The organism is Bacteroidota bacterium (genome assembly GCA_005882315.1).
Lineage (GTDB): Bacteria > Bacteroidota > Bacteroidia > Chitinophagales > Chitinophagaceae > VBAR01.
In genome coordinates this window covers 81,456-106,905 of the sequence record VBAR01000003.1, presented here as the reverse complement: position 1 = coordinate 106,905, position 25,450 = coordinate 81,456, and the positions used below count along the sequence as shown (strand labels likewise).

Sequence of the window (25,450 nt, the reverse complement as noted above, 5' to 3'; positions counted from 1 at the left end):
CACTCTTGTACGTTCTTATCATTATTCAGCATTGAGACGACTTCCTATTCTGCATTGTTGCTACAATCAGAAACATTACATCAGACATCAAGCTTTAAATTATTAATTCGCTTGTTTTAAAAATTCACTGAACTCCTCCTGCAATTCTTTTAATGTCTGTTGCAGATTTTCATATTCATCATTCAGGTTTTCATGCTCTTCCAGTGTTTCTTCATACACCTGGCCACCATTAGCCGAAGCTTCAAACTGTACTTTCCTGTCGTGTGTTTTGATGGATTGCTTAAGATCGTGAATGTTGATAAGCTGAATGTGAAACTGATTGTGGAGATGTTCTACTTGTTCTAACTTTTCTTTGGAGAGGCTTTGCGAGGCTGCCGATTGCAATTGATTTTTGTCGTTGTTAAGAACTTCTTTACCGGAACGTAATGCTTCTCTCCAGGCATTGCATTCCGCAGAGAGCTGTGAGATGTCTACTGTTACCATGGGTTTAAAATTTAAGTGGTGAACAAATAAAGAGCTTTTGTGTTTCTCTCGGGTGCTGGATTGAGTAGATCGATAGGTGGGTTAAATGCTATAAGTAAGTTAAGGCAAGTTTCCGGGAAATCAAATATTTTTTAGATGATTTTTCCCACCTTTACCCCTGATCAATGTTACCTAAAACCTGCTCCGGAATTTATAATACAGGACTCAAACAAAGCATGAGATTTAGGATTAAATTGCATACCCTTGATCTCCCCGGCAACCATACAGCAAATACTCGGCCGCATCGATATTATTGATGTGATCGGCGGCTTTATAAAACTGAAAAAAAGAGGTACCAACTATCTTGGCCTCTGCCCCTTTCACAATGAAAAAACGCCATCCTTTACTGTTTCACCGGCAAAAGAAATCTATAAATGTTTTGGTTGCGGCCGCAGTGGCAATACGATCAGCTTCATTATGGAGCATGAAAAATATTCCTATGTTGAAGCTTTAAGATGGCTGGCCAGTAAATATGGAGTAGAGATTGAGGAGATCAATGTATCTAATGAACAAAAAGAGTTAAAGCTTACTGCAGACAGTCTCTATATCATCAACAATTTTGCCCAGCAGTTCTTCACCAAACAACTTTTTGAAACAGAGGAAGGCCAGGATATCGCTTTGGCTTATTTTAAAGAAAGAGGATTCAGAGAAGATATCATCCGAAAATTTCAATTAGGCTATTCACCTGAACAACGGGATGCATTTACAAAAGCAGCAAAGACTGCACAATACAATGAGGAGTTACTATTAAAAGCCGGCCTGGTTGCTAATCGCAATGAGCAATTAGTTGACAACTATCGTGGCCGTGTAATTTTTCCTATACATAACAGCAGTGGTAAAGTATTAGGATTTGGTGCAAGGATTTTAAAAACGAATGATAAAGCACCGAAGTATATCAATACCCCGGAAAATGAGATCTATGTAAAAAGTAAAATCCTTTACGGTTCTTATTTTGCCCGGCAGGCAATTGATAAAGCCAATGAATGTTTACTTGTAGAAGGATATACGGATGTAATCTCATTACACCAGGCAGGAATTGAAAATGCTGTGGCAAGTGGCGGCACTTCATTAACTATTGACCAACTCAGGCTGATAAAGAAATATACCAGTAACCTTACAATAGTTTATGATGGTGATGCTGCCGGTGTAAAAGCTGCTTTGCGTGGATTGGACATGGCTTTAGAAGAAGGACTGAATGTAAAACTGGTACTAATACCTGACGGCGACGATCCTGATAGTTATGTAAATAAAGTTGGCTCTGCGGCATTCAAAGAGTTTGTTGAAAAAAATAAAAAAGACTTTATCATCTTCCAGTTACAGGTAGCGCTGAAAGATGCAGGTGGCGACTCTGTGAAGAAATCAGAAGTTGTAAATACTATTGCCGAAACCATTTCACGGATCAATAAGGCTGAAGATTTTACTAAACAGCAGGATTACATCAAGCAATGCGCTGAGATATTAAAGATTGATGAAGAAGGTTTGCATTCGCTGGTGAATAAATTTATCCGGAATAAGATCTCTACGCAGGAAAAGAAACTGCCTTTTGAAGAAGCAAAACAGTTTGAAGATAATGCAAAGCAGGGTGCAGAAACAGATTACGATGACAGAACTTTTTCATTGCTATTTAAAGATGAGTTGCAAGAAAAAGAAATTGCAAGAATATTACTTGAGCATGGATTAAAAACCTATGATGGTTCAAAACTCATCGCAGAACACCTGTTTGAAGAAATGGTGGATGAATCATTGATCGATAACACGGATGTAATAAATCTTTTAAACACTTTTAAAACGTTATTACAGGCCGACAGATCCAGCGCTGATAAAAACTATTTTATTTACCACAATGACACAAAACTGAGCACTCTTGCAGTATCCCTGCTGAATGTACCTTATGAAGAAAGTGAACATTGGAAACGGGAATTCAGCCAGGCAACCGGCTACCAGAAAGGCCTGTTTAAATTGAGTTACGAAGATTTTTCAAAAGCTATCAAACCTGAAAATGAAAATGAGTTAATGAACTTTCTCAAAACTGAAGAAGACAAAACACATATCGAGGTTGATTCGGCATTAAACTACCTCAAGCTTCGAAAAATAAAAAGGATGATACATGAAAACCAGGCTGACCTTGAAAAACCGCATACAGATAAGGAGCGCCAGGTGTTAAACAGTACACATCGTCATCTTAAACAAATGGAAATGGAGATCACTCAAAAGTTGGGATCAGTTATTGTTCATTGATCTTTTACATCAGCATATCACTGTAGGATACTTCTATTAAATCTTTTTCCTCAATACCAAATTGCTGCATATAAAACTCACATTGTTCTTGTAATTCATCTTTGGATAAGTCTGCACCAATATTCCCCGCTTCTATTTCTACAAAGGCTCCCAACCCATCTACCTCATCAATATGAAACTTTACATTTTTAATATAATAGATCTCTCTTTTCTTTTTTACCACCACTTTTATTCCGTCGGCAGAGGCAAGACTTTCTTTGAGTTTTTCAGCATCAAGTATTTTAGTTAGTATAAATGAGGAACTTTTTGGCCCTGCCTGGTTATTTCGTTCGTAATAGATCAGGTTGTTTTCAATATTCCCTTCCCGCAGCTTTAGGCGGCCATTCTTTACATTAAAATAAGTATCGGTTTGGAGATCGGTACCCCTGAAATCAGCATTATTATTAAGTAGGTAGTCCCTCACTTTTCCGGCATTATTGCATTTTGCCTTTATCTCCACATTCAAATAAGTCATAAATAAAAAAAGGTTTGCTGTAAAATACAACAAACCTTTTCAATTAGAATTTTGATTACTAAACAGCGATAGCTGCACGGCTGTCAACCATAATGCCGCCCTTAACCAGTTCGCATTTAGAAAATCTTGCAGCGCTCCATACATGGTCCAATTCCACTTTGCAAGCACATTCATAACCCTCACAAGTCAGCTTGATCCAGCTGCTTTCGCGGTTTAAATCTGTTACAATTTTGGAAGTAGATTTCGGATACGCTACCCATAATTTTGTCTCTTCTTTTAGTGCAGGCATTACTTCTCTCAAAATGCCATTCAGCTGATTTTCACTTACTGCAAAGACTAAAGCGAAGTCGATTTTCCTGCTCTTGAGCAAAGGAGTTACGTTTTTTGCAAAGGAAAGCTTGCTGAACTGCTTTTCGATTGATGAGGGTAAACCCTGGATTAAAAGATTCTTTTCTTCTAAAAGATCGAGTTTTTCGAACAGTGTTTGTGACATACTTCGAAACAGGTTTTAAAGTTCCCCTAAATCAGTTTGTTTTGGTTTAGGTAGTTTTCAAAGCAAGGGACTGCAAAGGTAAGCCGATTTACCCTCCGGGCAAAGCATTTAAAAATAAAATACCCGCTTCTATGAGAAAAACGGGCATTTTTTGCGTAAAATCATCAATTATTTTGAACCACTCATAGGTTTATAGTATGTCAAGGCCTCATCCATGTATTTGTTCAATTGGTCAATTCTTCTTCCACTTGATGGGTGAGTACTAAGAAACTCTGGTGGAGCCTGGCCACCTGAAGCCCTTTCCATTCTTTCCCATAAACCTATTGCTTCACGAGGGTTATAACCTGCAATAGCCATCCAGATCAAACCAAACCTATCCGCTTCGAGTTCATGGTTACGGGAAAAAGGCAATAATACCCCGACTGTAGAGCCGGCTCCATACGCCGCCATTGCCATGTTCTGTGTTTGCGCACTACTGTTTGAAAGAGCAATCGATAGGGCTACTCCACCTAATTCTTGCACTAATCCCTGGCTCACTCTTTCGTTTGCATGCTGTAAAATTGCATGAGAAACTTCATGACCCATTACTGCGGCAAGTGCTGCTTCATTCTGAGAAATTGGCAACAACCCTGTGTAAACTACAATTTTACCACCTGGCATACACCATGCGTTTGCCGCTTTATCTTCTATGAGATTATATTCCCAATTCCACCCTTGAATCAAGTTTTCCTTTCCATGGGTATTAAGATAACCCTGTACTGCCTGGGTAATCCTTCTTCCAACACGAACTACCATTTCAGCATCCCTGTTAGAAGAACTACTAACTACTCTATTCTGAGATAAAAAATCCCTGTACTGAGTTGCTGCCATTGTTTGCAATTCCTGTTCGGGTACAAGGTGCAATTGACTCCGTCCTGAAATCGGGTTCTTAGAACAGCTAATAACTGATGCCGCAATAAGAAACGATACAAATACTTTCTTTATCATTTGATAATGTTTTCATCAATAAACCAATGATTATACCAAATGGAATTGAAGTTCGAACTTTTTATGTTCAGAATGTTAAGACTTTTGAAAATGAAGGAGTCATGAAGAATGTCTGTCTCTTCTCCTTTGCTTTCTTTTGTCGCGGTGTTTAAGAATGGGGATTTTGCTTTCAACTCCTTTGAACAACCTGCCAATATTCTTTTGATGAGTAAGCAAAACCAATAATGCGATAGCGACAGCAAATATTCTATAAGTAGGATTATCTACATTAAATATTACAAGGATAAAAACGGGAAAAGCAATACTCGCCAGCATTGAGCTTAGCGAAACAAAACGAGTGAGATATAGCACCAGGCCAAAAATTCCCACACAGGAAATAGCAGTCCATGGAGAAATGCCTAACACTATTCCAAATAAAGTTGCTACTCCTTTACCTCCCTTAAAATCTGCCCATATGGGGTAAATATGCCCCAGCACAGCAGCCATTCCCAAACCTAACTGCAGGTTTTGCAATTGGGTTTCTGAATCTGCATATTGAGGAAGAAGTAAAGCAAGTTTGACTGCGATAAAGCCTTTCAACATATCCACGATCATTACCCATGTACCCCATTTTGGACCTAATACCCGGAACACATTAGTTGCACCGGCATTACCACTGCCATATTCCCTGATATCAATATCAAAGAAATGCTGACTAACCCAAACCGCTGTAGGAACACTGCCAATCAGGTAAGCTAATACTATAAGTAGGAGTTCGTTCATTAATCTATTGGAATAACAAGAGAAAACAAATTTAAGGCAAAATGAACTATTGGTAATAGTAAATTAACATGTGGGAAATCAGCAATTAATTTGAAAGCCTGATGCTTAGCCAGTTATTTCTCTCAATACTGTTAATAAGTTTTAAATCCAGTTTATCAGTTGCTGATAAAATGTCGCTTTTATCTTCGATTAATAACCCACTTAAAAGCAAAACCCCATTTTGTTTAAGTTGCTTCTTCAAAAGGTGAACATTAGCAAGAATCACATTTTTATTAATGTTAGCAAGAATGATATCAAATTTATTTTCTTCCGGAACAACTGATGAAAGTTTCAGTTCGATCTTACTACAATTGTTTCGCTGAGTATTTTCTGTTGCGTTGGTGATGCTCCATTCATCGTTGTCAGTGCCCAGGATTTCTCTTGCTCCCAACTTTTCGGCAAGTATTGCAAGAACACCCGTGCCTGTTCCAAAATCAAAAACAGATTTATCATTGAAATCAATATCCCGCATTTGCTGCATCATCATATAAGTGGTTGCATGATGACCAGTTCCAAAACTCATTTTAGGAGTAATGACTATTTCAAATTGCATCGACTGGATAGGTTCGTGAAAATGTGCACGGATAGCAACGAAGTCATCAACAATTACCGGCTGAAAATTAGATTCCCACACCTCATTCCAGTTAATTTCTTCAATTACTGTTTTGTCGTATGAAATATTTTGTTGAGTTGTTATCTTGCTTATGAGGTTTTCATCAAAAAGATTTTCAGGTATAAAGGCTTTTAAAAAAGTTTCTTCTTCTTCAAATCCTTCAAAACCTGATTCAGCCAGGTCTGCAATCAGTATTTCTGATTGTTCTTTGCTTATGTTTTGAAATTCGATTTGTATATATTTACTCATGAAATGCTGAATAGAATTACTAAACGTACAAGTGTGCCCTTCGACAAACTCAGGATAAACTTACAACAGGCAACGATAGTAGTACCGAAGTTTGTTACAAAACAAACCCCCAATCTTCATTGAGGGTTTTAAAATATTAATTGTTTTCCTGCGGCGTCTGACCTTCTGCTCTTGGTTTGAACTCAGGTTTTGGCAACAACACTTTTCTTGATAATTTAAATTTACCACTCTTAGGATCTGTACCGATCAACTTCACTTTAATTACATCGCCTTCATTCAGTACTCCATCAAGTGTTTCCAGTCTCTTCCAACTTACTTCGCTGATGTGAACCAACCCTTGCTTACCGGGCAGGAATTCAACAAATGCACCGAAAGGAACAATTGATTTCACCGTTGCTTCGTACACATCACCTACAACCGGAACTGCAACAATGCCTTTTATCCATGCTTCGGCTTTCGCAACACCTTCCTTATTCACACCAAACACACTCACTTCACCCATATTGTTTACTTCTTCAATATTGATAGTAGTTCCTGTTACACGCTGCATTTCCTGGATGACTTTACCACCGGGCCCGATCACAGCGCCAATGAACTCACGGTCGATAAACATTTTCACCATCCGCGGTGCATGAGGTTTCACTTCGCTTCTTGCTTCAGGAATACATTTATACATCGCATCAAGTATATGCAAACGTCCATGACGTGCCTGGTCCAATGCCTTTGACATCACTTCCATTTTCAAACCATCCACTTTGATATCCATCTGCACACCGCAAATTCCATCCCTTGTACCGGTTACTTTAAAGTCCATATCACCCAAATGATCTTCATCACCGAGGATATCACTTAAGATCGCATATTTATCATCTTTTGAAATTAATCCCATTGCAACACCGCTAACGTGTTTCGGAATAGCAACACCTGCATCCATTAATGCCAGTGAACCGGCACAAACAGTAGCCATAGAAGATGAACCATTTGATTCCAGAATATCACTCACAATACGAACAGTATAAGCAAAATTCTCTGTTGGCATCATCTGCTTTAATGAACGCATGGCGAGATTACCATGGCCTACCTCACGACGGGCAGGGGCTCTCATCATTTTTATTTCACCGGTTGAAAATGGTGGGAAATTATAGTGCAAAAAGAATTTTGAATCGTAAGAGTGAGCTGCACTTTCAATCAGCAGTTCATCCAATGCCGTACCTAATGTAACGGTTGTGATTGATTGTGTTTCGCCTCTTGTAAATAAAGCAGCACCATGCGGTGAAGGCAATGCATCTACTTCCATATCCAGCGGACGGATATCTTCAAGGCCACGACCATCCAAACGAACTTTCTCATCGAGTATCATATCACGAACTACATAATACTGTAGATCGCTATAGTAAGTCGTTGTAAGTTTTTTAGTAAGTGAAGGAACAGCTTCGCCTTCTTTCAATTCCAATCCTGCTTTTATGTGCTCCTGCAGTTCATCATGCAATGCAGAAAACTTATCGCTGCGTTCATGCTTGCTTAATTTACCTTTTGCAATTTCATAAACCTTAGATTTTGCATAAGCATTTACTTTTTCACGCAACACCTCATCCTGTTCTGGTTTTTTATAATCTCTTTTTGGTTTTGCACCAACCATATCACGCAGTTCTTCCTGAGCTTTCACTTGTATTTTGATCGCTTCATGTGCAATTTCCAAAGCTTTTACCAAATCAGCTTCACTGCATTCCTGCGCTTCGCCTTCCACCATCATCAGGTTTTTATCAGTAGCAGCAATCATGAATTCAAGATCTGATCTTTCCAGTTCATCACGGGTTGGGTTTACAATATATTGTCCATCCAAACGACTGATACGAACCTCAGAAATAATTTCTTTGATCGGAATATCAGAAATGGCAAGAGCAGCAGATGCAGCAAGACAAGCCATTGAATCCGGCATAATTTGATTATCACTTGAGATCAATGTAACCAACACCTGCACTTCGCAGAGATAATCTTCAGGAAATAAAGGACGCAATGCACGGTCGATCAAACGTGAAGTAAGCACTTCATAATCGTTCATCTTGGCTTCACGTTTAAAAAATGAACCTGGGATACGGCCAGCAGATGCAAACTTTTCCATGTAGTCAACAGACAATGGAAAAAAGCTCTGGCCTTCTTTTGGTTCTTTATTAGCAACCACAGTTGCAAGTATCATACAATTGCCAATGCTTACAGTAACTGCGCCATCGGCCTGGCGGGCAAGACGCCCGGTTTCGATAGTAACCATACGGCCACCACCTATATCAAATGTTTTACGAATTGGTTGTTGTAACATATCGTTAGATATTTAAGTTCGATGTGTGAGGTTTTCAAACACCAAACTGGTTTGAAGAATTTTTATGTGGTCGGCTTGATTGCTGCTATCATCGTCTGTTGCGTCGCACTCTTGTACTTTCATATCGCTATGCGGCAAGAGATGGAAGAAACTTTTAGATGAAAATAAGACAGCCTGAAAACAGTTATTCCCAACCTCCTTTCGGAACATTGGGAATAGCTTATAGTGAAATTCAATTTTTGCATTAAACTTCGGACCTAAAGACTTTCCCAAGTCCTCTTTTGGAGGATTCAGGATCTTATTTTCTCAATCCGAGTTTCTCAATCAATTGGCGGTAACCGGTCAGGTTATGCTTTTGCAAGTAGTTCAATAAACGCTTACGCTTACCTACCAGCTGCATCAGTCCGCGGTGAGTTGAGAAATCTTTTTTGTTAGCCTGGAGGTGATTACTGATCTGGCTGATGCGCTCAGTCAGGAGGGCAATCTGTCCTTCGATGGAGCCTGTGTTAGCGGCTTTACCACCGAACTCGTTGAAAATCTGTTGTTTTTTTTCTTTTGTAAGAGACATCTTTTAATTTTTTTGGGTCATCCGATTGTTTGTATCCGATTATTTTGGCGGCAAAGGTAAGGGAATGAGGCATTTTGGCAAAGCTTTTCAGGCTTATTTTACCCTAGAGAAAGACACATTTAACAGGCGATATTATAGCTTATTTCCATCTTTTGGGAACACAACCGACGGCTTGAATTTCTTTGCTGCTTCAAAATCCATAGTAGCATAAGAAATGATCACAACCACATCTCCCACCATTCCACGCCGGGCAGCGGGGCCATTCAGGCAGCAGATACCTGAATCACGTTTTCCTTTTATAAGATAGGTTTCTAATCTTTCGCCGTTGTTTATATTCACTACCTGCACTTTTTCGTTTTCAATCATATTGGCTGCTTCCATCAGGTTCTCATCAAGGGTAAGACTACCCACATAATTCAGATTAGCTTCTGTTATCACCGCACGGTGAACTTTTGATTTCAGTACTTCGATTTGCATCCGGCAAATTTAAATCACTTACTCCTATTTTTGTCTCATGCAATTATCACAGGACACAAAAAATATTCTGGGTCTTCAACTACCAACTGATCCACGCTGGGTCAATCTTGCTGAAATAAGTCTCGAAGAAATTCTTACTGACCATGCATACTGCGAGCAGAAAGCTGCGACTACCTGCATATCTCTTATTCAAAGATTCAGCGACCGTGAAGAATTGGTAAAAGAATTAGCGCCAATCGTAACCGAAGAATGGGGACATTTCAGAGCTGTGCTGGCTGAATTGGAAAAAAGAAATCTGAAACTGGGCAAGCAACGAAAAGATGAATATGTAAATGCATTGATTGCCTTCCAGGTAAAAGGTGGAAGTGCTGAAGATAGCTTTCTGGACAAGTTACTTACAATGGCTTTGATCGAAGCCCGAAGTTGCGAACGATTTAAAAGATTAAGCGAAGGACTGGACGATGCATACTTAAGAAAATTCTATCGTAAGTTCATGGAAAGTGAAGCGGGACATTACACTTTATTCATCAATCTTGCAGAACTCTACATTAAAAAAGATAAGGTTCGTAAACGCTGGAAAGAATGGCTCGAGTTTGAAGCAGATCTGATAAAGAAGATGCCTGTTCGTGGAGAAAGAGTGCATTAAACTATACTGAATGGCTGAAACAATTTATAAAGAAGCTCTTGATGCGTATGCGAATCCTCTTCATGAATTTACTGTAGAGGTCCTTGATGGTGGTTTGATCAACTCATCATTTAAAATTACCTGCACTACTCTCCCCTATTCCTTTTTACTGCAACGAATCAATCATCATGTTTTCAAAAAACCGGAAGATGTTCAGTTGAATTATCAGTTGCTATGGAAGCATCTTGAATCAGGATCTGTTGACGTTTATATGCCTGAACCAAAATATTTCCTTGGTGAAGCCGACTTGTATTGGGACAACAATCGCAACTACTGGCGGGTTTTGGAATTTATTGATGATGGTAAAATGCTTTCGAATGCAGAAACGCCGGAACAGGCAAGAGAAACGGCTAAAACTTTTGCATTATTCACAGGTGCTTTTCAGAACTTCGATGTCGACTTGCTAAAGGAAACAATTCCGGATTTTCATAATCTCAGTTTTCGTTACAAACAATTTGAAGACTCCCTGAAAGGCGAACAATATGAGCGGATTCAAAAAGCTGCTCCGTTGATTGAAGAATTAAAATCTAGGATCCGCTATGTAAATTTTTATGAAGTAATAACTGAATCAGCAGAATTTCCTAAACGGGTAATGCATCATGATGCAAAGATCGCCAATATACTTTTCAGCAAAACAACAGGCAATGTGATCTGCCCCATAGATTTTGATACCACGATGCCCGGTTATTTCTTTTCTGACCTGGGTGATATGATACGAAGTATGGCTTGCTCCCACGATGAAACCAGTACAGACTTTGAAAACATAACTATCAGAAAAGAATTCTATGATGCAATTGTTGACGGATATTTATCGGTAATGGATAAATACCTTACAGCATCAGAGAAAAAGAATATTCATTACGCAGGGATCATCATTATCTATATGCAGGCTTTGCGTTTTATGACTGATTACCTGAATGGGGATATTTATTACAAAATAGCTTACCCCGAACAGAATTTTGACAGGGCAAAGAATCAATTGACATTATTAAAAGTCCTGGAACAAGTAATCCGATAAACAAAATTCCTTTATCATTGTATCTTTATCGATCTGTATATGGCCATTCACCAACTATTTTGTTTTAAACACAAGGATGAAGATGTTTACTTGTTTACAATAAGTAATGCAAAAGGAACATCTGTCTCTATTACCAACTACGGAGCGATCATAACATCTTTCAAAATAAAAATGCCGGATGGCTATTTCAATGATATTGTTTTGGGATTTGAAGATGTGAAAGATTATCTCTCTGAAAATTATCTTACTCATTATGCTTATCTCGGCGCTGCCTGTGGACGATATGCGAACCGGATTAAGAACGGAAAATTTAGTTTAGATGGAAAAGAGTACCAGTTAAGTCAGAATATGGGCAACGACCAATTACACGGCGGACATGAAGGTTTTGATAAAAAAGTATGGAAGCTAAAATCTTCAACCGATAATTCAATTGAACTAAGCTATCTGTGCAAAGATGGCGAAGAAGGTTTTCCCGGTGATCTTGAAACAGTAATTCGTTTTGAGTTGAATGATAATGACGAACTGGTTTATGAGTTTTATGCAACAACTGATAAACCTACTCCTGTTAACCTTACTCATCACAGTTATTTTAATTTAAATAACGGAACAGGAACAATTGAAGAACATGAGGTAAAGATCAATAGCTCAAATATTCTTGCGCAAGACGAAGGATTAGTATGCAACGGCGATTTGATTCCAGTTGAAAACACAATTTATGATTTCAGGAGTTTTAAAGCCATTAATAAAGACTGGAATAAGGCGAATGGATATGACCAATGCTTTATAATTGATAATAAAACTGAAGACTTAAGTTTAGTTGCAGAAGCAAGATCGTTACAATCTGGATTGACATTGCAGATTTTCTCCACAGAACCGGCTGTACAATTTTATACGGGAGCCGGACTAAACAGCTTAAAAGGAAAGAAAGGAATTGAATACAAACCTTTTTCAGGTTTTTGTCTGGAGGCTCATAAACATCCTAATGCAATAAATATCCCGGATTTTCCAAATACTGTTTTAAGACCAGGAAAAAAATATTACCAAAGGAATGTGTATAAGATCATTCAGGCTGTACCGAAATAATTGATCTCATCTGCAAAATCAAGAAAAGGAAATTTCGACTGTAGCTCTTTTGCCTTTTCAAGATGTGCTTTCAAAAATGTTTTATGTGCATTTGTTCCCGGCTGAAATGGCTTGTGTTTTCTTGAAATCACAATCTGTCTTATTTCTTCCATCAATGATTGAGAACCGCTGTCAATAAAATTCTCTTTGAACTTTTCCATAACAAATTCTGTAGCGGGATAATTGGGATGTACCATATCCACATCATAAAATCGATAGTCCCGTAGTACGTCAATCACAAGTTCATAAGCGGGGAAATAATAAAGTCCTTCAAATTTATTTACCATATGATGGACTGCTTCGATCAATCTTGCCTTGCTTCGGTTATTCTCCATCACTCCATCACGAACATGTCGTACCGGGCTGATAGTAAAAATGATTTTTAGTTTTGGATTGAATAATTTTAACTGGTGATATACATTATCCAGCATCGAAACTGTTTCATCTATTCCTTGCAGGTGTTTATTGAACCATTGGCCAGGTGCCCTGTGACAATTAGCAACGCCATTGCCTGTTTGCAAACTGCTTCGGTCAGCAGCTTCGGTCAATCGATAAGAAAAAGAAGATCCAAGAGTAATTATCAACCAATCTGCTTGTTTTAAAAACTCATGTGCGGTCTGTTGTGATTCATTAATTCCCTTCAGGCATCCTTCCTTGTCAATATGCGAAAAACGAGAATGATGGGTCCAGCTATTCCAAACTTCATTCAGTTGAAAGAGATCGTCTTCTTTGTATTTGGTGTTACTGATATAAGACTGAAGACTTTTACAAACACTGTTCGGATCAAATAAAATTCCATTAGGGTTTTGAAGTACCGGAAATTTTAAATCACCTAAAGCACTCCCGATATGTTCCGTAAAACATGAACCCATCAGCAGGATTTTATCTTTATAGCTGATTTGCTCAGCAGGCTTTTTAATATCGATCTTTAGCATGTAATCCATAACAATCAAATAAAAATTTCTTCTGCGATGCGCAGGCTTTCTCTCAGCGCATCTTCATTTAATCCTTCAATCAGCTTCTTTTCTTTAAAATATTCAATCATTAACTCGCTGTTCATATTGCCTACCAGTTCATCATTTGCCATCGGACAACCACCGATTCCTTTTAAAGCTCCATCAAAACGTTTGCACCCGGCTTTAACTGCTGCTTCCAGTTTTTCTTTCCAGTTTGCCGGAGTTGAATGCAGGTGAACACCTATTTCTGTTCCGGGCAACGCTTCAACAAGATAACTTGTCATATCATAAACCTGTTCAGGGGTGGCTAGGCCAACTGTATCGGCCAATGAAATAACCCCGATTTCAAGCTCAATTAATTTTTCAATCCAGTTAAAAACAATTTCCTCATCATATAAATCACCATAGGGATTTCCAAAACCCATTGAAATATAAACTACCAATCTTTTACCTGTCTTGATACAAAGGTTTTGTATTTCCTCTACCCTTTCTAAAGATTGAGCAATAGATGAATTGGTATTTCGCTGCTGAAATGTTTCTGAAACGGAAAACGGAAACCCGAGATAATTAATTTGATCAAACACACTTGCTTCTTCTGCTCCACGATAATTTGCAACAATCGCAAGCAGCTTTGTACTCCCAACTCCTAACTCCAGACTCCTCACAACCTCACTGGTATCTGCCATCTGCGGAATAGCTTTGGGGGAAACAAAACTTCCGAAATCAATTGTATCAAATCCAACTTTCAGTAATGAATTGATGTACTGAATCTTTTTTTCAGTTGGAATAAAATGTTTCCAACCCTGCATAGCATCACGGGGACATTCAATAAGTTTTAGATTTGAATTCATAGTTTCATCCTTTGCTTCATCGCTTCATACAATATGATCCCTGTAGCAACCGAAACATTCAATGACTCAAAATCACCCGCCATCGGGATCTTTATGCTCTCATCACATATCTTCATCAGTGCCGGATAAATTCCTTTATCCTCACTACCCATAATTATTGCACAAGGTTCTTTAAGATCGGTTTCAGCAATTGTCTTTGATGCTGTCATTTCACTTGCATACACTTTTATGCCGTTCATGTGCAAGTCATCTACAGTCTTCATTAAACTATTTACCCGACAGATCGCCATTTTCTCGAGAGCCCCGGCAGAAGTAGATATTGCATCCTCATTCAATGCCCCTACTCCTTTATCAGGAATGATGATTGCATCTACTCCGCAGCAATAAGCCGTACGGGCTATGCCGCCGATATTTCTTATATCAGTTATGCCATCAAGTATCAAAAGCAAAGGAACTTTTCCATTTTCTACCACATGCGAGATAACATCCTGCAGATCGTGATACTGCACTTTTGCAATTATAGCCAGGCAGCCCTCATGATCAGTTACGTTAAAACCATTCAGCTTTTCAACTGGCACTTTATTTACAGGAACATTATGCTGCAATGCAAGCGAAAGAATTTCTTCAGCCACCATTCCTCTTACATCCTTGGTAATATAAATCCTGTCTAACTGTGTTCCTGCTTGAAAAGCATCCAGTACAGCCTGCTTTCCAATAACCATTGAATTCTTTTTCGGCCGGTGTTGTTGTCTGAAATTTTTCACGTTTCAAATGTATGCTAAGAGTTTAAAAGAGAAAAAGAGAATAAAAAACCCTGAAAGAGTTTTCCTCTTTCAGGGTCTTCCGTATACCCCTTTAGGGGATAGGGGCGTTTAAAGTCCAAATGCTTTCTTCACATCAGCAACCATGTCCAGTTTTTCCCAGGTAAATAATTCCACCTGTACTTTCTTTTCATTGTCTTTGCCTTTGTTGAAGATTTTTGTAACTGTTTTTGGTTCACGGCCCATATGACCATAAGCTGCAGTTTCAGAATAGATAGGGTTACGCAATTTTAAACGCTGCTCAATTGCATACGGACGCATATCAAATATCTTCTCAACTTTTTTTGCGATGTCGCCATCACTCATTTTCACTCTGGCTGTTCCGTTTGTATCAATGAATAATCCGCAAGGTTTTGCAACACCGATAGCATAAGAAACCTGTACCAGTACTTCATCACATACACCGGCAGCTACAAGATTTTTTGCGATATGACGTGTTGCATAAGCTGCACTACGGTCAACCTTGCTTGGATCTTTTCCGCTGAATGCGCCACCACCATGTGCACCTTTACCACCATAAGTGTCAACAATGATCTTACGACCTGTAAGACCTGTATCACCATGTGGTCCGCCGATCACAAATTTTCCTGTAGGATTAATATGATAAGTGATCTTATCATTGAATAATTTCTGAATTGTAGATTTGCACTGTTTCATCACTCTTGGAATAACGACATTGATGATATCCTCACGGATCTTAGCCAGCATTTTCTTATCACTGTCAAAGTCATCATGCTGTGTAGAAACAACAATTGTATCGATACGGATAGGAACGTTGTTATCATCGTACTCGATCGTTACCTGGCTTTTTGCATCAGGACGGAGATAAGTAAGTTCTTTTCCTGCACGGCGTGTTCTGGAAAGCTCCTGTAAAATTTTATGCGCAAGATCTAATGCCAGCGGCATGTAGTTATCTGTTTCCCTGGTTGCATAACCAAACATCATACCCTGGTCACCGGCGCCCTGTGCATTTGCTTTTGCATCAAAACTTAAATTCTTCACTCCCCTATCAACACCGCGGTTGATATCTGCACTTTGTTCATGAATAGCAGAGAAAATACCGCAACTATTTGCCTCAAACATGTATTCAGATTTGGTATAACCGATACCACGAATTACTTCACGGGCAATATCCTGTACATCGAGATAGCTTTTTGATTTTACTTCTCCTGCTAGTACTACCTGGCCTGTTGTAACGAGTGTTTCGCAAGCCACTTTACTTTGCGGGTCATAAGCAAGAAAATTATCAATTAAGGCATCGCTGATCTGGTCAGCTACTTTATCCGGATGTCCTTCGGATACGCTTTCGGAAGTGAATAAATAAGGCATGTTTGTTTAAGATTTATTTTTCAGGCCGCAAAGATAAGGATGCTATAAATAGAAAAAGCCCCGTAAAGCGGGACTTTTTACACATATTCTAATTAATAACTATCAGATCTTGGAGTAAACGATTCGCAGACGCATCCTTTTATTAGGATCGCTATAGCTACCACCTGCTACTCTTACTCTGCCACGGGCAACAGCAGAATTTAAACCCATACCAAAATAATAACCTACAACATTTTGGTTGGGTTTATAAATATCATAAACAACATAAGGGGAGAACAACCGCATCTCATGCAAGGGCTCATTGCCAGTAAAATAATTCTGTATATACCTGGAAATATTAAACTTCCACGTTGTGACCCTGTGACCTAGTCCATCATCGGTAATCCTGCCAACGCAACCAAAGCTTATTAAATTGGGAGTATTTGTTTGGTCAATTGTAAAATCATAAGGCATATACCGGTAGTTCTTTAATGCTGTATCCAGCACATCCAATAACAGGTATTCCGGTTTAAAGAATATTTCATCCGAAGGATCATACACCTGTTCAATGATCAACTCAGCCCGGTGAACAACCCGGTTAGGAACACCTGCAAGTCCGGGTATCTTAACTCTTGCGAATGTACCTGGTGTGTTTTGCAGGAATACGAGATCATCCTGGATAGTAGTGCCACCAGCAAAAGAAAACCCTGCCGGGGAACCAGAATAATTGCGTTTAATATAATTTGCGTTCCCGCAAGTGATCGGGTTAAATGGAAAATACTTTACAGTTGTATCCTGGCGTGGCACATTTTTATACCTGTAATACAAAGCAAGTTTCGTGTTAGTGCTTGCAAGTGCAAAGCCCATTATAGCATTACCACCTCCTTCGGAAAGAATAGCAAAACCTTTGAACTTACTTTTGAATGCTGAATCATTTGCATAGGCCCCAGTCGCAGATGAATCGTATTGCAATAAACGGGTTCCGAATGCAGGATCAAGTTTTATCCGGAGCTGATTCCGTGTAGTATCCTTAAAAGCTTTTATCGAATCATTTAAAATATTTGGTGCAAAGATTTTGCTGCCAAGCAATGTTCCCCCGGTTTTAAAGAAAGCCGGAACCCTGACCAAATAGTTAGAATCGGCATCCATTAGATTTGAAGGAGTATTAGCCAACTCATAAACATTTACTGTCTGCACAGCATTTGTATCGCCAAATGTTTCCTTGTAATCAAGCACCAGTACTACTGAATCGATAAACAAACTGTCGCTATGATTTTCAAAAAAGTATTTATAACTCGGCGGTTTCAGCTCCAAGAAAAGCTGAGCTTCTGTCTGGCCGAACAAAGGATCATTGGTAATTTTTCCAACATAATGAATGCCTGATTTAGACATGCGGGTAGAATCATTAATAAGATGATTCGCATTACCGATCGTAAAAGAATCATTATATGTATCAACGGTAATGATCGTATCAAATGTATTTACATAATCTACTGCCGGCACCAGGTCGCCACCGAGCTCTATAGAATCATGAATATTCTTACAGGATGAAACAAGTAAGGCAGAAATAATAAATAATGAAAGAAAAAAAGCAGTGATTCTATTAGTCACAAATAAGTTTTATCGGGGGTTAGAAATTTTATTTTGCAAGGTCGCTATACAGTTGCAAATAGTCTGTTAAATCAGACTCCTGGTTATACAACAAAGTTTTCTTTCCTCTCACCTTGGTGAATTCATCAACCAGTTTCTTTTCTATTTTATCGCTGCCAAAACTGATGGCATCAGCATAGCTGGCACCACCGCGGAACATAGCTGTATTATTCGCTTCTTTAAAAGGAGCAAGATCAGCTTCTTTAATAGAAGGATGTATCAATGCCTTCTTAATAAAATCACTTCCGAGTTTTTCTTTGAATGTATTTTGCCCGATCGTGAAAAGGATCTTACTGTGCCCGAATACGGGTTCTTTTTTGTAAACCGTTTTTACATAACAGGGAATCAATCCTGTCATCCAGCCACTGCAATGAATGATATCTGGCGGCCATCCGAATTTTTTTACTGTTTCCAATGCGCCTTTGCAGAAAAATACGGTACGGAGGCCATTGTCATCAAACCATTTTTCATTTTCATCATGAAAAACAAATTTTCTTCTGAATAGTTCTTCATTATCGAGAAAATAAACCTGCAGTCTTGCATTCGGCAAAGAAGCCACTTTGATCTGCAGCGGCATATCTTCATTATCCACCGAAACATTGATTCCGGAAAGTCTTACCACCTCATGTAATCTGTGCCTGCGTTCATTGATAGTACCAAACCGTGGCATGATGCAACGGATCTCATACCCGGAATCATTAGATTTGATGGCTAGTTTATTCACTATTTCCGAAAACTCTGTCAGCTCCAGGTAGGGCGACATTTCGTTAGCTATAAATAAAATTCTTTTCTTTGCTGACATGTAAGACTGGTTTAATCAGGGCAGTTTTTTAAAGGTGGCAAAGGTAGCCATTTTATACTTAATAGCCTCTGACTCATTAGAATTGTTCAAATTATCCCTTATCAAATGATTTTATTTAAGAATTCGAATCAATTAGCCCAATATCTTGAAGGCCAAAGATCAAAGGGATTTAAAACAGGATTTTGTCCTACAATGGGAGCCCTGCATGCGGGGCATATATCATTGATCAAATCTTCAAAGAAAGAGAATGACACAACCATCTCCAGCATTTTTGTGAACCCTGCACAATTCAACGATCCGAAAGATTTTGAAAAATACCCCATCACCATCGAAAAGGATATTGATATGCTGGAAGAAGCCGGATGCGATATTTTATTTATTCCATCCGTAGACGAAATTTATCCGAAGGGTTTTAAAGTAAATAAACATTATGAACTTGGTTTTTTGGAAACGATACTCGAAGGTGAGTATCGGCCCGGGCATTACCAGGGTGTTTGTGCAGTAATGGAAATACTATTGAAGATCGTATTACCGCATAATCTTTATCTCGGGCAAAAAGATTTCCAGCAATGTATGGTAATCTCTAAACTGGTTGAGTTGATCGGGCTTGACAAAATGATTCATATAAATATTTGCCCGACCATGCGGGAAGCCGATGGACTCGCTATGAGCAGCCGTAATATGCGATTGAATGCTGAGGAAAGAAAAACAGCCCTCACTATTTATAATTCCCTTTTATTTATTAAAAATAATTTTCACCAGGGAAATACCGAACAAATAAAAAACAAAGCTGTTTCGTTACTAAAAGAAAAAGGATTCAAAATAGATTATGTTGCGATTGCCCACGCAGAAAATCTAAATCCAATCAGTGATTGGGACGGAAATGAAAAAGCTGTAGCGTTGGTTGCTGCTTACCTAAATGAAGTAAGACTTATAGACAACATGTTACTGAATTAAATTTTATTTGGATAATCTTTAATAGATTGCAATTCTTTCAGGCTGGCACCTTGTATTTCATATATGAAAATTAATTTCAAATCATTAGCAAAATACCTTTTCTTCTTTGGGCTGGGAATATTCTTTGTCTGGCTTTCTGTAAAAGATATTGACGGGGAAAGTTGGAAGAAAATAAAGCAGGCAGTTACCCATGGCCGTAAATGGGTGATCATACCAGTAATTATTATGCTGTTCCTTGCGCATTATGTCCGGGCATTACGATGGAAGCTACTGATGGAGCCCCTCGGATATAAGCCAACAACTTTTAATGCTTTTGCCGGAGTAATGATTGGTTATCTTGTTAATGGTGGTGTGCCCCGCCTGGGAGAAGTATTTAAGTGTACACTACTGGCCCGCTATGAAAAATTCAAAGTTGATAAGCTTATTGGCACCATTCTCGTTGAAAGAGCCGTCGATGTTATTTGTTTATTGATAATTTTTCTAATAGCAATTCTTCTGCAAGGTGAGATCTTCGGCGACTTTATGATGGAAAGATTAAGAATATTTTTCCATAATAAAGCGGGACAGCTTTCCTACACCAAGCTCATTATTGCAGGTTCGGTCTTTATTTTCCTGTTGCTTGTTTTTTATTTCATATTAAAAAGATTCGGCCATATTGATATAGTAGCAAAGATCAAAGTAGTGATCAAAAATATTATACATGGATTGTCAAGCATACGATATCTGCAACACAAAGGACTCTTTATTGTACATACTATTCTCTTGTGGGGCTTTTATTTTCTTTCTACCTATGCCGGATTATATGCATTAAAAGAAACACAACATCTTGGATTGGCCGGGGCGGTTACGGTGCTTGCGGTAGGTAGTGTAGGAATGATCATTACCCCGGGAGGTATTGGCGCCTACCAGCTTTTGATTGCAAAACTTATGGTACTCTATGGGCTTGATGAAAAAACAACCGGCACAGCATCAGGCTGGCTTTTATGGTCAGCGCAAACATTCATCATACTTGTAGGAGGAGTAGCTTGCTTTGCATTAATTTCACGCTACAATAAAAAAAGAACAGACATTGAAAAACCTCCCGGAAATTGATACTAAAATTTTCACCCTGCCCGATCTACTAAGCAGGATCAACCAATGGAGGCAGTTGGGAAAAACAATTGCATTCACCAACGGTTGCTTTGACATTTTACATGAAGGGCATATTTATTCCCTCAGCCAGGCAGCAAGTGAAGCTGATTATTTAATTGTAGGTGTAAATGCAGATGCCTCTGTAAAAAAATTGAAAGGCAAATCGAGACCTATTAATAATGAACATAGCCGTTCCAGGTTATTAGCTTCATTGATGCTGGTTGATGCAGTTATTATTTTTAAAGAGGATACACCGCTTGACTTGATCAAATCCCTCCTCCCCGATGTACTTGTAAAAGGAGGTGATTATAAAGTAGATGAAATTGCCGGCGCCAAAGAAGTGATTGAAAATGGCGGCAGAGTTGTTATTAATCCTATTCTCCAGGGTTTTTCCACTACTTCCATCATTGATAAAATGAAAGAAGATTAGTTTCAAAAATTAATACTCTCCTTTCCTACCCTTTTTTATCTTTATATATTAACCACCCTGAAGTTATATGCAACCTGAAAAAAAGAAACTTAACCCAAGAGATATAAGCTGGCTTTCATTTAATGAAAGAGTATTGCAGGAAGCAGCTGATCACACTGTACCATTGAGAGAAAGGGTTCGTTTCCTAGGCATTTTCTCTAATAACATGGATGAATTCTTCCGTGTACGTGTCGCTACATTAAAAAGAATGGTTGAACTTGGCAATAAAGCCAATATGCATCTTGAATCGGATGCTGATGGAATACTCGACCAGATCCAGTTGACTGTATTAAACCAGCAAAGTGAATTTAATCGCATCTGGGCAGGCGTAACTGAAGAACTCCAAAAACAAAAAATTCATCTTACAACAGAAAATGAATTGAATGAGGAACAGAAAGAATTTGTAAGAAACTATTATGATGAAGAAATAAGTCCGAATGTTATTCCTTTAATGATCGAAAGCATTCCTAATTTCCCCAACCTGAATGACCGTTCAATTTACCTGGGCGTAGTAATGTGGAAACGGGAATCACCGCTAAAAAAGAAATATGCCATCATTGAAGTGCCGAGAGTAATTGATCGTTTTATTAAACTGCCATCATCAAAAGCAGATGAGCATAATATTATGTTGCTGGAAGATGCGATCCGGTTTAATCTTCCTGAGATATTTTCATATTTCGGCTACGATCAATACAATGCCGCAATATTTAAAGTAACCCGTGACGCCGAGATCGATATCGATAATGATATCTCAACGAGCATCATTCAGAAAATAGAAAAAGGATTAAAGAACCGGAAAAAAGGAAAAACAGTTCGTTTTGTTTATGACCGTGAAATGGACCCGGGCCTGCTTGAATTCCTGATCCGCCGTTTGAACCTTTCTAAAAAAGATAACCTGATACCCGGCGGACGTATACATAACTTCAGAAACTTCATGGATTTTCCCGAAGACGTTTTTAAAAATAAAAGCAGAAGACGTAAAGCATTTGATCATCCGCTGCTCACAGAAAGAAGAGTATCGGATGTGATCATGGAAAAAGATATACTTATCCATGTTCCCTATCATTCTTTTAACCCGATCATTGATCTGCTGCGTGAAGCAGCAATCGATCCCGATGTGACTTCAATAAAAATTACCTGTTATCGTTTAGCCTCACAATCAAAGATCATCAATGCATTGATAAATGCGGTAAGAAATGGTAAAAATGTTACGGTAATGCTTGAGCTTACTGCACGATTTGATGAAGAAGCCAACCTGGAATGGAAAGAAAGACTGGAAGATGAGGGGGTGAAAGTGCTGATTGGTATCCAGAACATGAAAGTGCATAGCAAGATCTGTGTGATAAGAAAACGAACAGCCGAACAAAATATTCTTTACGGTTTTGTAGGCACAGGAAACCTAAATGAAAAAACAGCGAGAGTATATGCTGATCATTTTTTGCTTACCTCTAATCAAAAAATAATGGCAGATGTAAATCGTGTGTTTGGATTTATTGATGACCCCCGAAATACACAATTGTTAAAAGATTGTACCACTATTATACCAAGCCCATGGTATGTTCGTAAAGAATTGCTTCGTCTTATTGATAATGAAATCAAATTTGCCCATAAGAAAAAAAATCATGCCGGCATAATCTTAAAAATGAATTCACTAAGCGATGAAGAACTGATCAATAAATTGTATGAAGCAGCTAAAGCGGGTGTAGAGATCAAACTTATTATTCGTGGTGTCTGTTCTATGCTTACGCAAAATGCAAAATTTGAGAACAGGGTAACGGCTATAAGTATCGTTGATGAATATCTTGAACATGCAAGAATTTGGGTGTTTAATAATAAGCATAATCCAAAAGTATTTATATCATCTGCTGATTTTATGACCCGCAATCTTGATCACCGGGTGGAAGTAACATGCCCCATCTATCATGAAGAATTGAAAAAAGAATTGATTGACATTCTCAATATCCAGTTGCACGATAATGTAAAGGCGAGATGGTTCACCAATGATCTGTCAAATGACTATGTGCAAAACGGTAAGAAGAAAATCCGTTCGCAGGTGGAAACCTATCAATATCTTTACCAAAAATTAAAACCTATTGAGACTGGCAGCAATTGATATCGGAAGTAACGCAGCAAGGCTTTTAATAACCGATGTACTACCCGGCCCGCAAAATATTCCTGATTTTATTAAAGTAGCACTCATCCGTGTTCCCCTTCGTTTGGGTTTTGATGTTTTTGATAAAGCTGAGATATCTCCCGGTAAAGTTGAAAAAATCATCAAGACAATTAAAGCTTACAAATTATTACTCGATGTCTATGAAGTAAAACATCTGAAAGCATGTGCTACTTCAGCTATGCGTGATGCTATAAATTCAAAAGACATCATTAAAAAAGTAAAAGCAGAGACCGGGATAGAGATACAGATCATCAGCGGCGATATGGAAGCTTCGTTGATCTATGAAAATCACGTAGCAGAAAATATGACCCGTGAAGAATCCTATTTGTATACTGATGTGGGTGGTGGTAGTACTGAGCTTACATTTTTCAGTGATGGTAAACTGGTATTTAAAAAATCATTTAATATCGGTACGATCCGTTTGTTGAAGAACCAGGTAACTGAAGGGCATTGGGATGAAATGAAAGAGTATATTAAATCCCAGATAAAAGGTCATCATCATGTAACGGCTATTGGCTCCGGCGGAAATATTAATAAAATATTTTCTATTTCAAAAAGAAAAGAAGGCAAGCCACTACAATTGGATCTATTAAGAGATTATTTTAAAGAGTTTAGCAATATGAGCCTTGCACAACGTATCAGCCTTTACAAATTGCGTGAAGACCGTGCGGATGTGATCGTACCTGCATTACTGATTTATATCAATGTAATGCGCTGGGCTGATGCGCAGGATATTTTTGTTCCTAAAATTGGTTTGGCCGATGGATTAGTTCACACTTTGTATGAAGAGGTACGATTAAAGGAAATAGAGATTTAAGTATTGAAATTCAAAATGATTTTATGTCAGTCAACAAAGAAGTAAAACGTGTTACTACCAATACGCTGCAAAAGATGAAAGCGGCCGGAGAAAAGATCTCGATGCTCACGGCATATGATTTTTCTTTTGCCAAAATAATAGATGCTGCTGGTATTGACATTATTCTTGTTGGCGATTCTGCCTCCAACGTTATGGCAGGCCACGAAACAACGCTTCCAATAACATTGGAACATATGATCTACCACGCCTCTTCTGTTATTCGCGGAATAAACCGTTGCCTGGTTGTGGTTGATATGCCCTTTGGTTCTTATCAGTCCAATCCCGATATCGCATTGGCATCTGCTATCCGCATTATGAAAGAGACGGGTGGACATTCGGTTAAAATGGAAGGCGGAGAAGAAATAGTTGATTCAATAAAAAGAGTAGGTGCTGCCGGTATACCGGTAATGGGGCATTTGGGATTGACGCCACAGTCAATTTATAAATTTGGCACCTATGCTGTAAGAGCAAAGGATGAAGATGAAGCCGAAAAACTTAAACGAGATGCAAAAATTTTAGAAGAAGCTGGTTGCTTTGGAATTGTATTGGAAAAAATTCCTGCGCAATTAGCAAAAGAAGTTTCAGAAAGTTTATCGATTCCTACAATTGGTATCGGCGCCGGAATGCATTGTGATGGACAGGTATTGGTGATGCATGATATGCTTGGCATCAACACAGAATTTAAACCACGTTTTTTAAGACAATATTTAAATATTGCTGATCAAGCTTCCGAAGCAGTAAAGAAATATATCAGTGATGTTAAATCAAAATCTTTTCCCAGCGAATTAGAACAATATTGATACCTCACAACATCTCAGTAAAATTGCCATCTGTATGATTTCAGGTAAATTTGCATCCATAAAAAAATTTCA

The 25,450-nt window shown here is 38.5% G+C and carries 25 protein-coding genes; 10 read left to right on the top strand and 15 right to left on the bottom strand.

Going from position 1 to position 25,450, the window contains the following annotated elements; translation table 11 throughout:
* Positions 1 to 102 precede the first annotated feature (102 nt).
* Positions 103 to 483 carry a DUF342 domain-containing protein gene (locus E6H07_13845; protein ID TMI62497.1) on the bottom strand — a complete coding sequence of 127 codons (381 nt, stop codon included), beginning with the start codon at positions 481 to 483 and terminating at the stop codon, positions 103 to 105.
* Between the two features lie 243 nt (positions 484 to 726).
* On the opposite strand from E6H07_13845, the gene dnaG reads away from it, so the two are divergent.
* Complete coding sequence (gene dnaG, locus E6H07_13840) at positions 727 to 2,760, top strand: DNA primase (GenBank protein TMI62496.1); 2,034 nt, start codon at positions 727 to 729, stop codon at positions 2,758 to 2,760.
* Positions 2,761 to 2,764: 4 nt separating this feature from the next.
* Here dnaG and cyaB read toward each other — a convergent pair whose 3' ends face one another.
* The 8 genes from cyaB to E6H07_13800 all read right to left on the bottom strand — a co-directional run bounded on the left by cyaB (position 2,765) and on the right by E6H07_13800 (position 9,779).
* Positions 2,765 to 3,274 carry a class IV adenylate cyclase gene (gene cyaB, locus E6H07_13835; GenBank protein TMI62495.1) on the bottom strand — a complete coding sequence of 170 codons (510 nt, stop codon included), beginning with the start codon at positions 3,272 to 3,274 and terminating at the stop codon, positions 2,765 to 2,767.
* A gap of 58 nt (positions 3,275 to 3,332) precedes the next feature.
* Positions 3,333 to 3,767: a hypothetical protein gene (locus E6H07_13830; protein TMI62494.1), complete on the bottom strand. Its 435-nt coding sequence runs from the start codon at positions 3,765 to 3,767 to the stop codon at positions 3,333 to 3,335.
* A 168-nt stretch (positions 3,768 to 3,935) separates the two neighbouring features.
* The gene (locus E6H07_13825) at positions 3,936 to 4,754 is read right to left on the bottom strand and encodes a M48 family metallopeptidase (GenBank protein TMI62493.1); all 819 of its coding nucleotides are present in this window, start codon (positions 4,752 to 4,754) and stop codon (positions 3,936 to 3,938) included.
* A gap of 99 nt (positions 4,755 to 4,853) precedes the next feature.
* Entirely contained in the window at positions 4,854 to 5,516 is a 663-nt protein-coding gene (plsY, locus tag E6H07_13820) for a glycerol-3-phosphate 1-O-acyltransferase PlsY (GenBank protein TMI62492.1), read from the bottom strand.
* 85 nt (positions 5,517 to 5,601) lie between these two features.
* Positions 5,602 to 6,417, bottom strand: coding sequence for a 50S ribosomal protein L11 methyltransferase (locus E6H07_13815; protein ID TMI62491.1), 816 nt, complete (start codon positions 6,415 to 6,417; stop codon positions 5,602 to 5,604).
* Positions 6,418 to 6,553: 136 nt separating this feature from the next.
* Complete coding sequence (gene pnp / locus E6H07_13810) at positions 6,554 to 8,734, bottom strand: polyribonucleotide nucleotidyltransferase (GenBank protein TMI62490.1); 2,181 nt, start codon at positions 8,732 to 8,734, stop codon at positions 6,554 to 6,556.
* A gap of 298 nt (positions 8,735 to 9,032) precedes the next feature.
* Positions 9,033 to 9,302, bottom strand: a complete 270-nt coding sequence (gene rpsO, locus E6H07_13805; protein TMI62489.1) for a 30S ribosomal protein S15 — start codon at positions 9,300 to 9,302, stop codon at positions 9,033 to 9,035.
* 132 nt (positions 9,303 to 9,434) lie between these two features.
* The gene (locus tag E6H07_13800) at positions 9,435 to 9,779 is read right to left on the bottom strand and encodes an aspartate 1-decarboxylase (GenBank protein TMI62488.1); all 345 of its coding nucleotides are present in this window, start codon (positions 9,777 to 9,779) and stop codon (positions 9,435 to 9,437) included.
* A 37-nt stretch (positions 9,780 to 9,816) separates the two neighbouring features.
* On the opposite strand from E6H07_13800, the gene E6H07_13795 reads away from it, so the two are divergent.
* The 3 genes from E6H07_13795 to E6H07_13785 are packed head-to-tail and all read left to right on the top strand — an operon-like array spanning position 9,817 to position 12,565.
* Positions 9,817 to 10,425, top strand: coding sequence for a tRNA-(ms[2]io[6]A)-hydroxylase (locus E6H07_13795; GenBank protein ID TMI62487.1), 609 nt, complete (start codon positions 9,817 to 9,819; stop codon positions 10,423 to 10,425).
* 10 nt (positions 10,426 to 10,435) lie between these two features.
* Positions 10,436 to 11,482, top strand: a complete 1,047-nt coding sequence (locus E6H07_13790) for an aminoglycoside phosphotransferase family protein (GenBank protein TMI62486.1) — start codon at positions 10,436 to 10,438, stop codon at positions 11,480 to 11,482.
* A gap of 39 nt (positions 11,483 to 11,521) precedes the next feature.
* Entirely contained in the window at positions 11,522 to 12,565 is a 1,044-nt protein-coding gene (locus E6H07_13785) for a galactose mutarotase (protein TMI62485.1), read from the top strand.
* On the opposite strand, the gene E6H07_13780 is transcribed toward E6H07_13785, so the two are convergent.
* The 6 genes from E6H07_13780 to E6H07_13755 form a co-directional block, all read right to left on the bottom strand.
* Complete coding sequence (locus E6H07_13780) at positions 12,547 to 13,548, bottom strand: GSCFA domain-containing protein (protein TMI62484.1); 1,002 nt, start codon at positions 13,546 to 13,548, stop codon at positions 12,547 to 12,549. The genes E6H07_13785 and E6H07_13780 overlap by 19 nt on opposite strands.
* A gap of 5 nt (positions 13,549 to 13,553) precedes the next feature.
* A complete protein-coding gene (locus tag E6H07_13775; GenBank protein ID TMI62483.1) occupies positions 13,554 to 14,411 on the bottom strand; it encodes a hydroxymethylglutaryl-CoA lyase in 858 nt (285 codons plus the stop codon).
* Positions 14,408 to 15,133, bottom strand: coding sequence for a 23S rRNA (guanosine(2251)-2'-O)-methyltransferase RlmB (gene rlmB, locus E6H07_13770; GenBank protein ID TMI62482.1), 726 nt, complete (start codon positions 15,131 to 15,133; stop codon positions 14,408 to 14,410). The genes E6H07_13775 and rlmB overlap by 4 nt, the downstream gene beginning before the upstream one ends.
* A gap of 150 nt (positions 15,134 to 15,283) precedes the next feature.
* Complete coding sequence (locus E6H07_13765) at positions 15,284 to 16,561, bottom strand: methionine adenosyltransferase (protein TMI62481.1); 1,278 nt, start codon at positions 16,559 to 16,561, stop codon at positions 15,284 to 15,286.
* Between the two features lie 102 nt (positions 16,562 to 16,663).
* Positions 16,664 to 18,151 carry a DUF4270 domain-containing protein gene (locus E6H07_13760; protein ID TMI62480.1) on the bottom strand — a complete coding sequence of 496 codons (1,488 nt, stop codon included), beginning with the start codon at positions 18,149 to 18,151 and terminating at the stop codon, positions 16,664 to 16,666.
* 28 nt (positions 18,152 to 18,179) lie between these two features.
* Complete coding sequence (locus E6H07_13755; protein ID TMI62479.1) at positions 18,180 to 18,992, bottom strand: starch synthase; 813 nt, start codon at positions 18,990 to 18,992, stop codon at positions 18,180 to 18,182.
* 105 nt (positions 18,993 to 19,097) lie between these two features.
* On the opposite strand from E6H07_13755, the gene E6H07_13750 reads away from it, so the two are divergent.
* The 6 genes from E6H07_13750 (at position 19,098) to panB (ending at position 25,378) form a co-directional block, all read left to right on the top strand.
* Positions 19,098 to 19,949, top strand: a complete 852-nt coding sequence (locus E6H07_13750) for a pantoate--beta-alanine ligase (GenBank protein TMI62478.1) — start codon at positions 19,098 to 19,100, stop codon at positions 19,947 to 19,949.
* Positions 19,950 to 20,012: 63 nt separating this feature from the next.
* Complete coding sequence (locus E6H07_13745; protein ID TMI62477.1) at positions 20,013 to 21,041, top strand: flippase-like domain-containing protein; 1,029 nt, start codon at positions 20,013 to 20,015, stop codon at positions 21,039 to 21,041.
* Entirely contained in the window at positions 21,019 to 21,510 is a 492-nt protein-coding gene (gene rfaE2, locus E6H07_13740) for a D-glycero-beta-D-manno-heptose 1-phosphate adenylyltransferase (GenBank protein TMI62476.1), read from the top strand. The genes E6H07_13745 and rfaE2 overlap by 23 nt, the downstream gene beginning before the upstream one ends.
* Positions 21,511 to 21,577: 67 nt before the next feature.
* Positions 21,578 to 23,662 (top strand): polyphosphate kinase 1, encoded by a 2,085-nt coding sequence (ppk1, locus tag E6H07_13735; protein TMI62475.1) that lies wholly within the window; start codon positions 21,578 to 21,580, stop codon positions 23,660 to 23,662.
* The gene (locus tag E6H07_13730; GenBank protein ID TMI62474.1) at positions 23,643 to 24,539 is read left to right on the top strand and encodes an exopolyphosphatase; all 897 of its coding nucleotides are present in this window, start codon (positions 23,643 to 23,645) and stop codon (positions 24,537 to 24,539) included. Before ppk1 ends, E6H07_13730 begins: the two co-directional genes overlap by 20 nt.
* Before the next feature lie 23 nt (positions 24,540 to 24,562).
* Positions 24,563 to 25,378 (top strand): 3-methyl-2-oxobutanoate hydroxymethyltransferase, encoded by an 816-nt coding sequence (panB, locus tag E6H07_13725; protein ID TMI62473.1) that lies wholly within the window; start codon positions 24,563 to 24,565, stop codon positions 25,376 to 25,378.
* Positions 25,379 to 25,450: the final 72 nt, after the last annotated feature.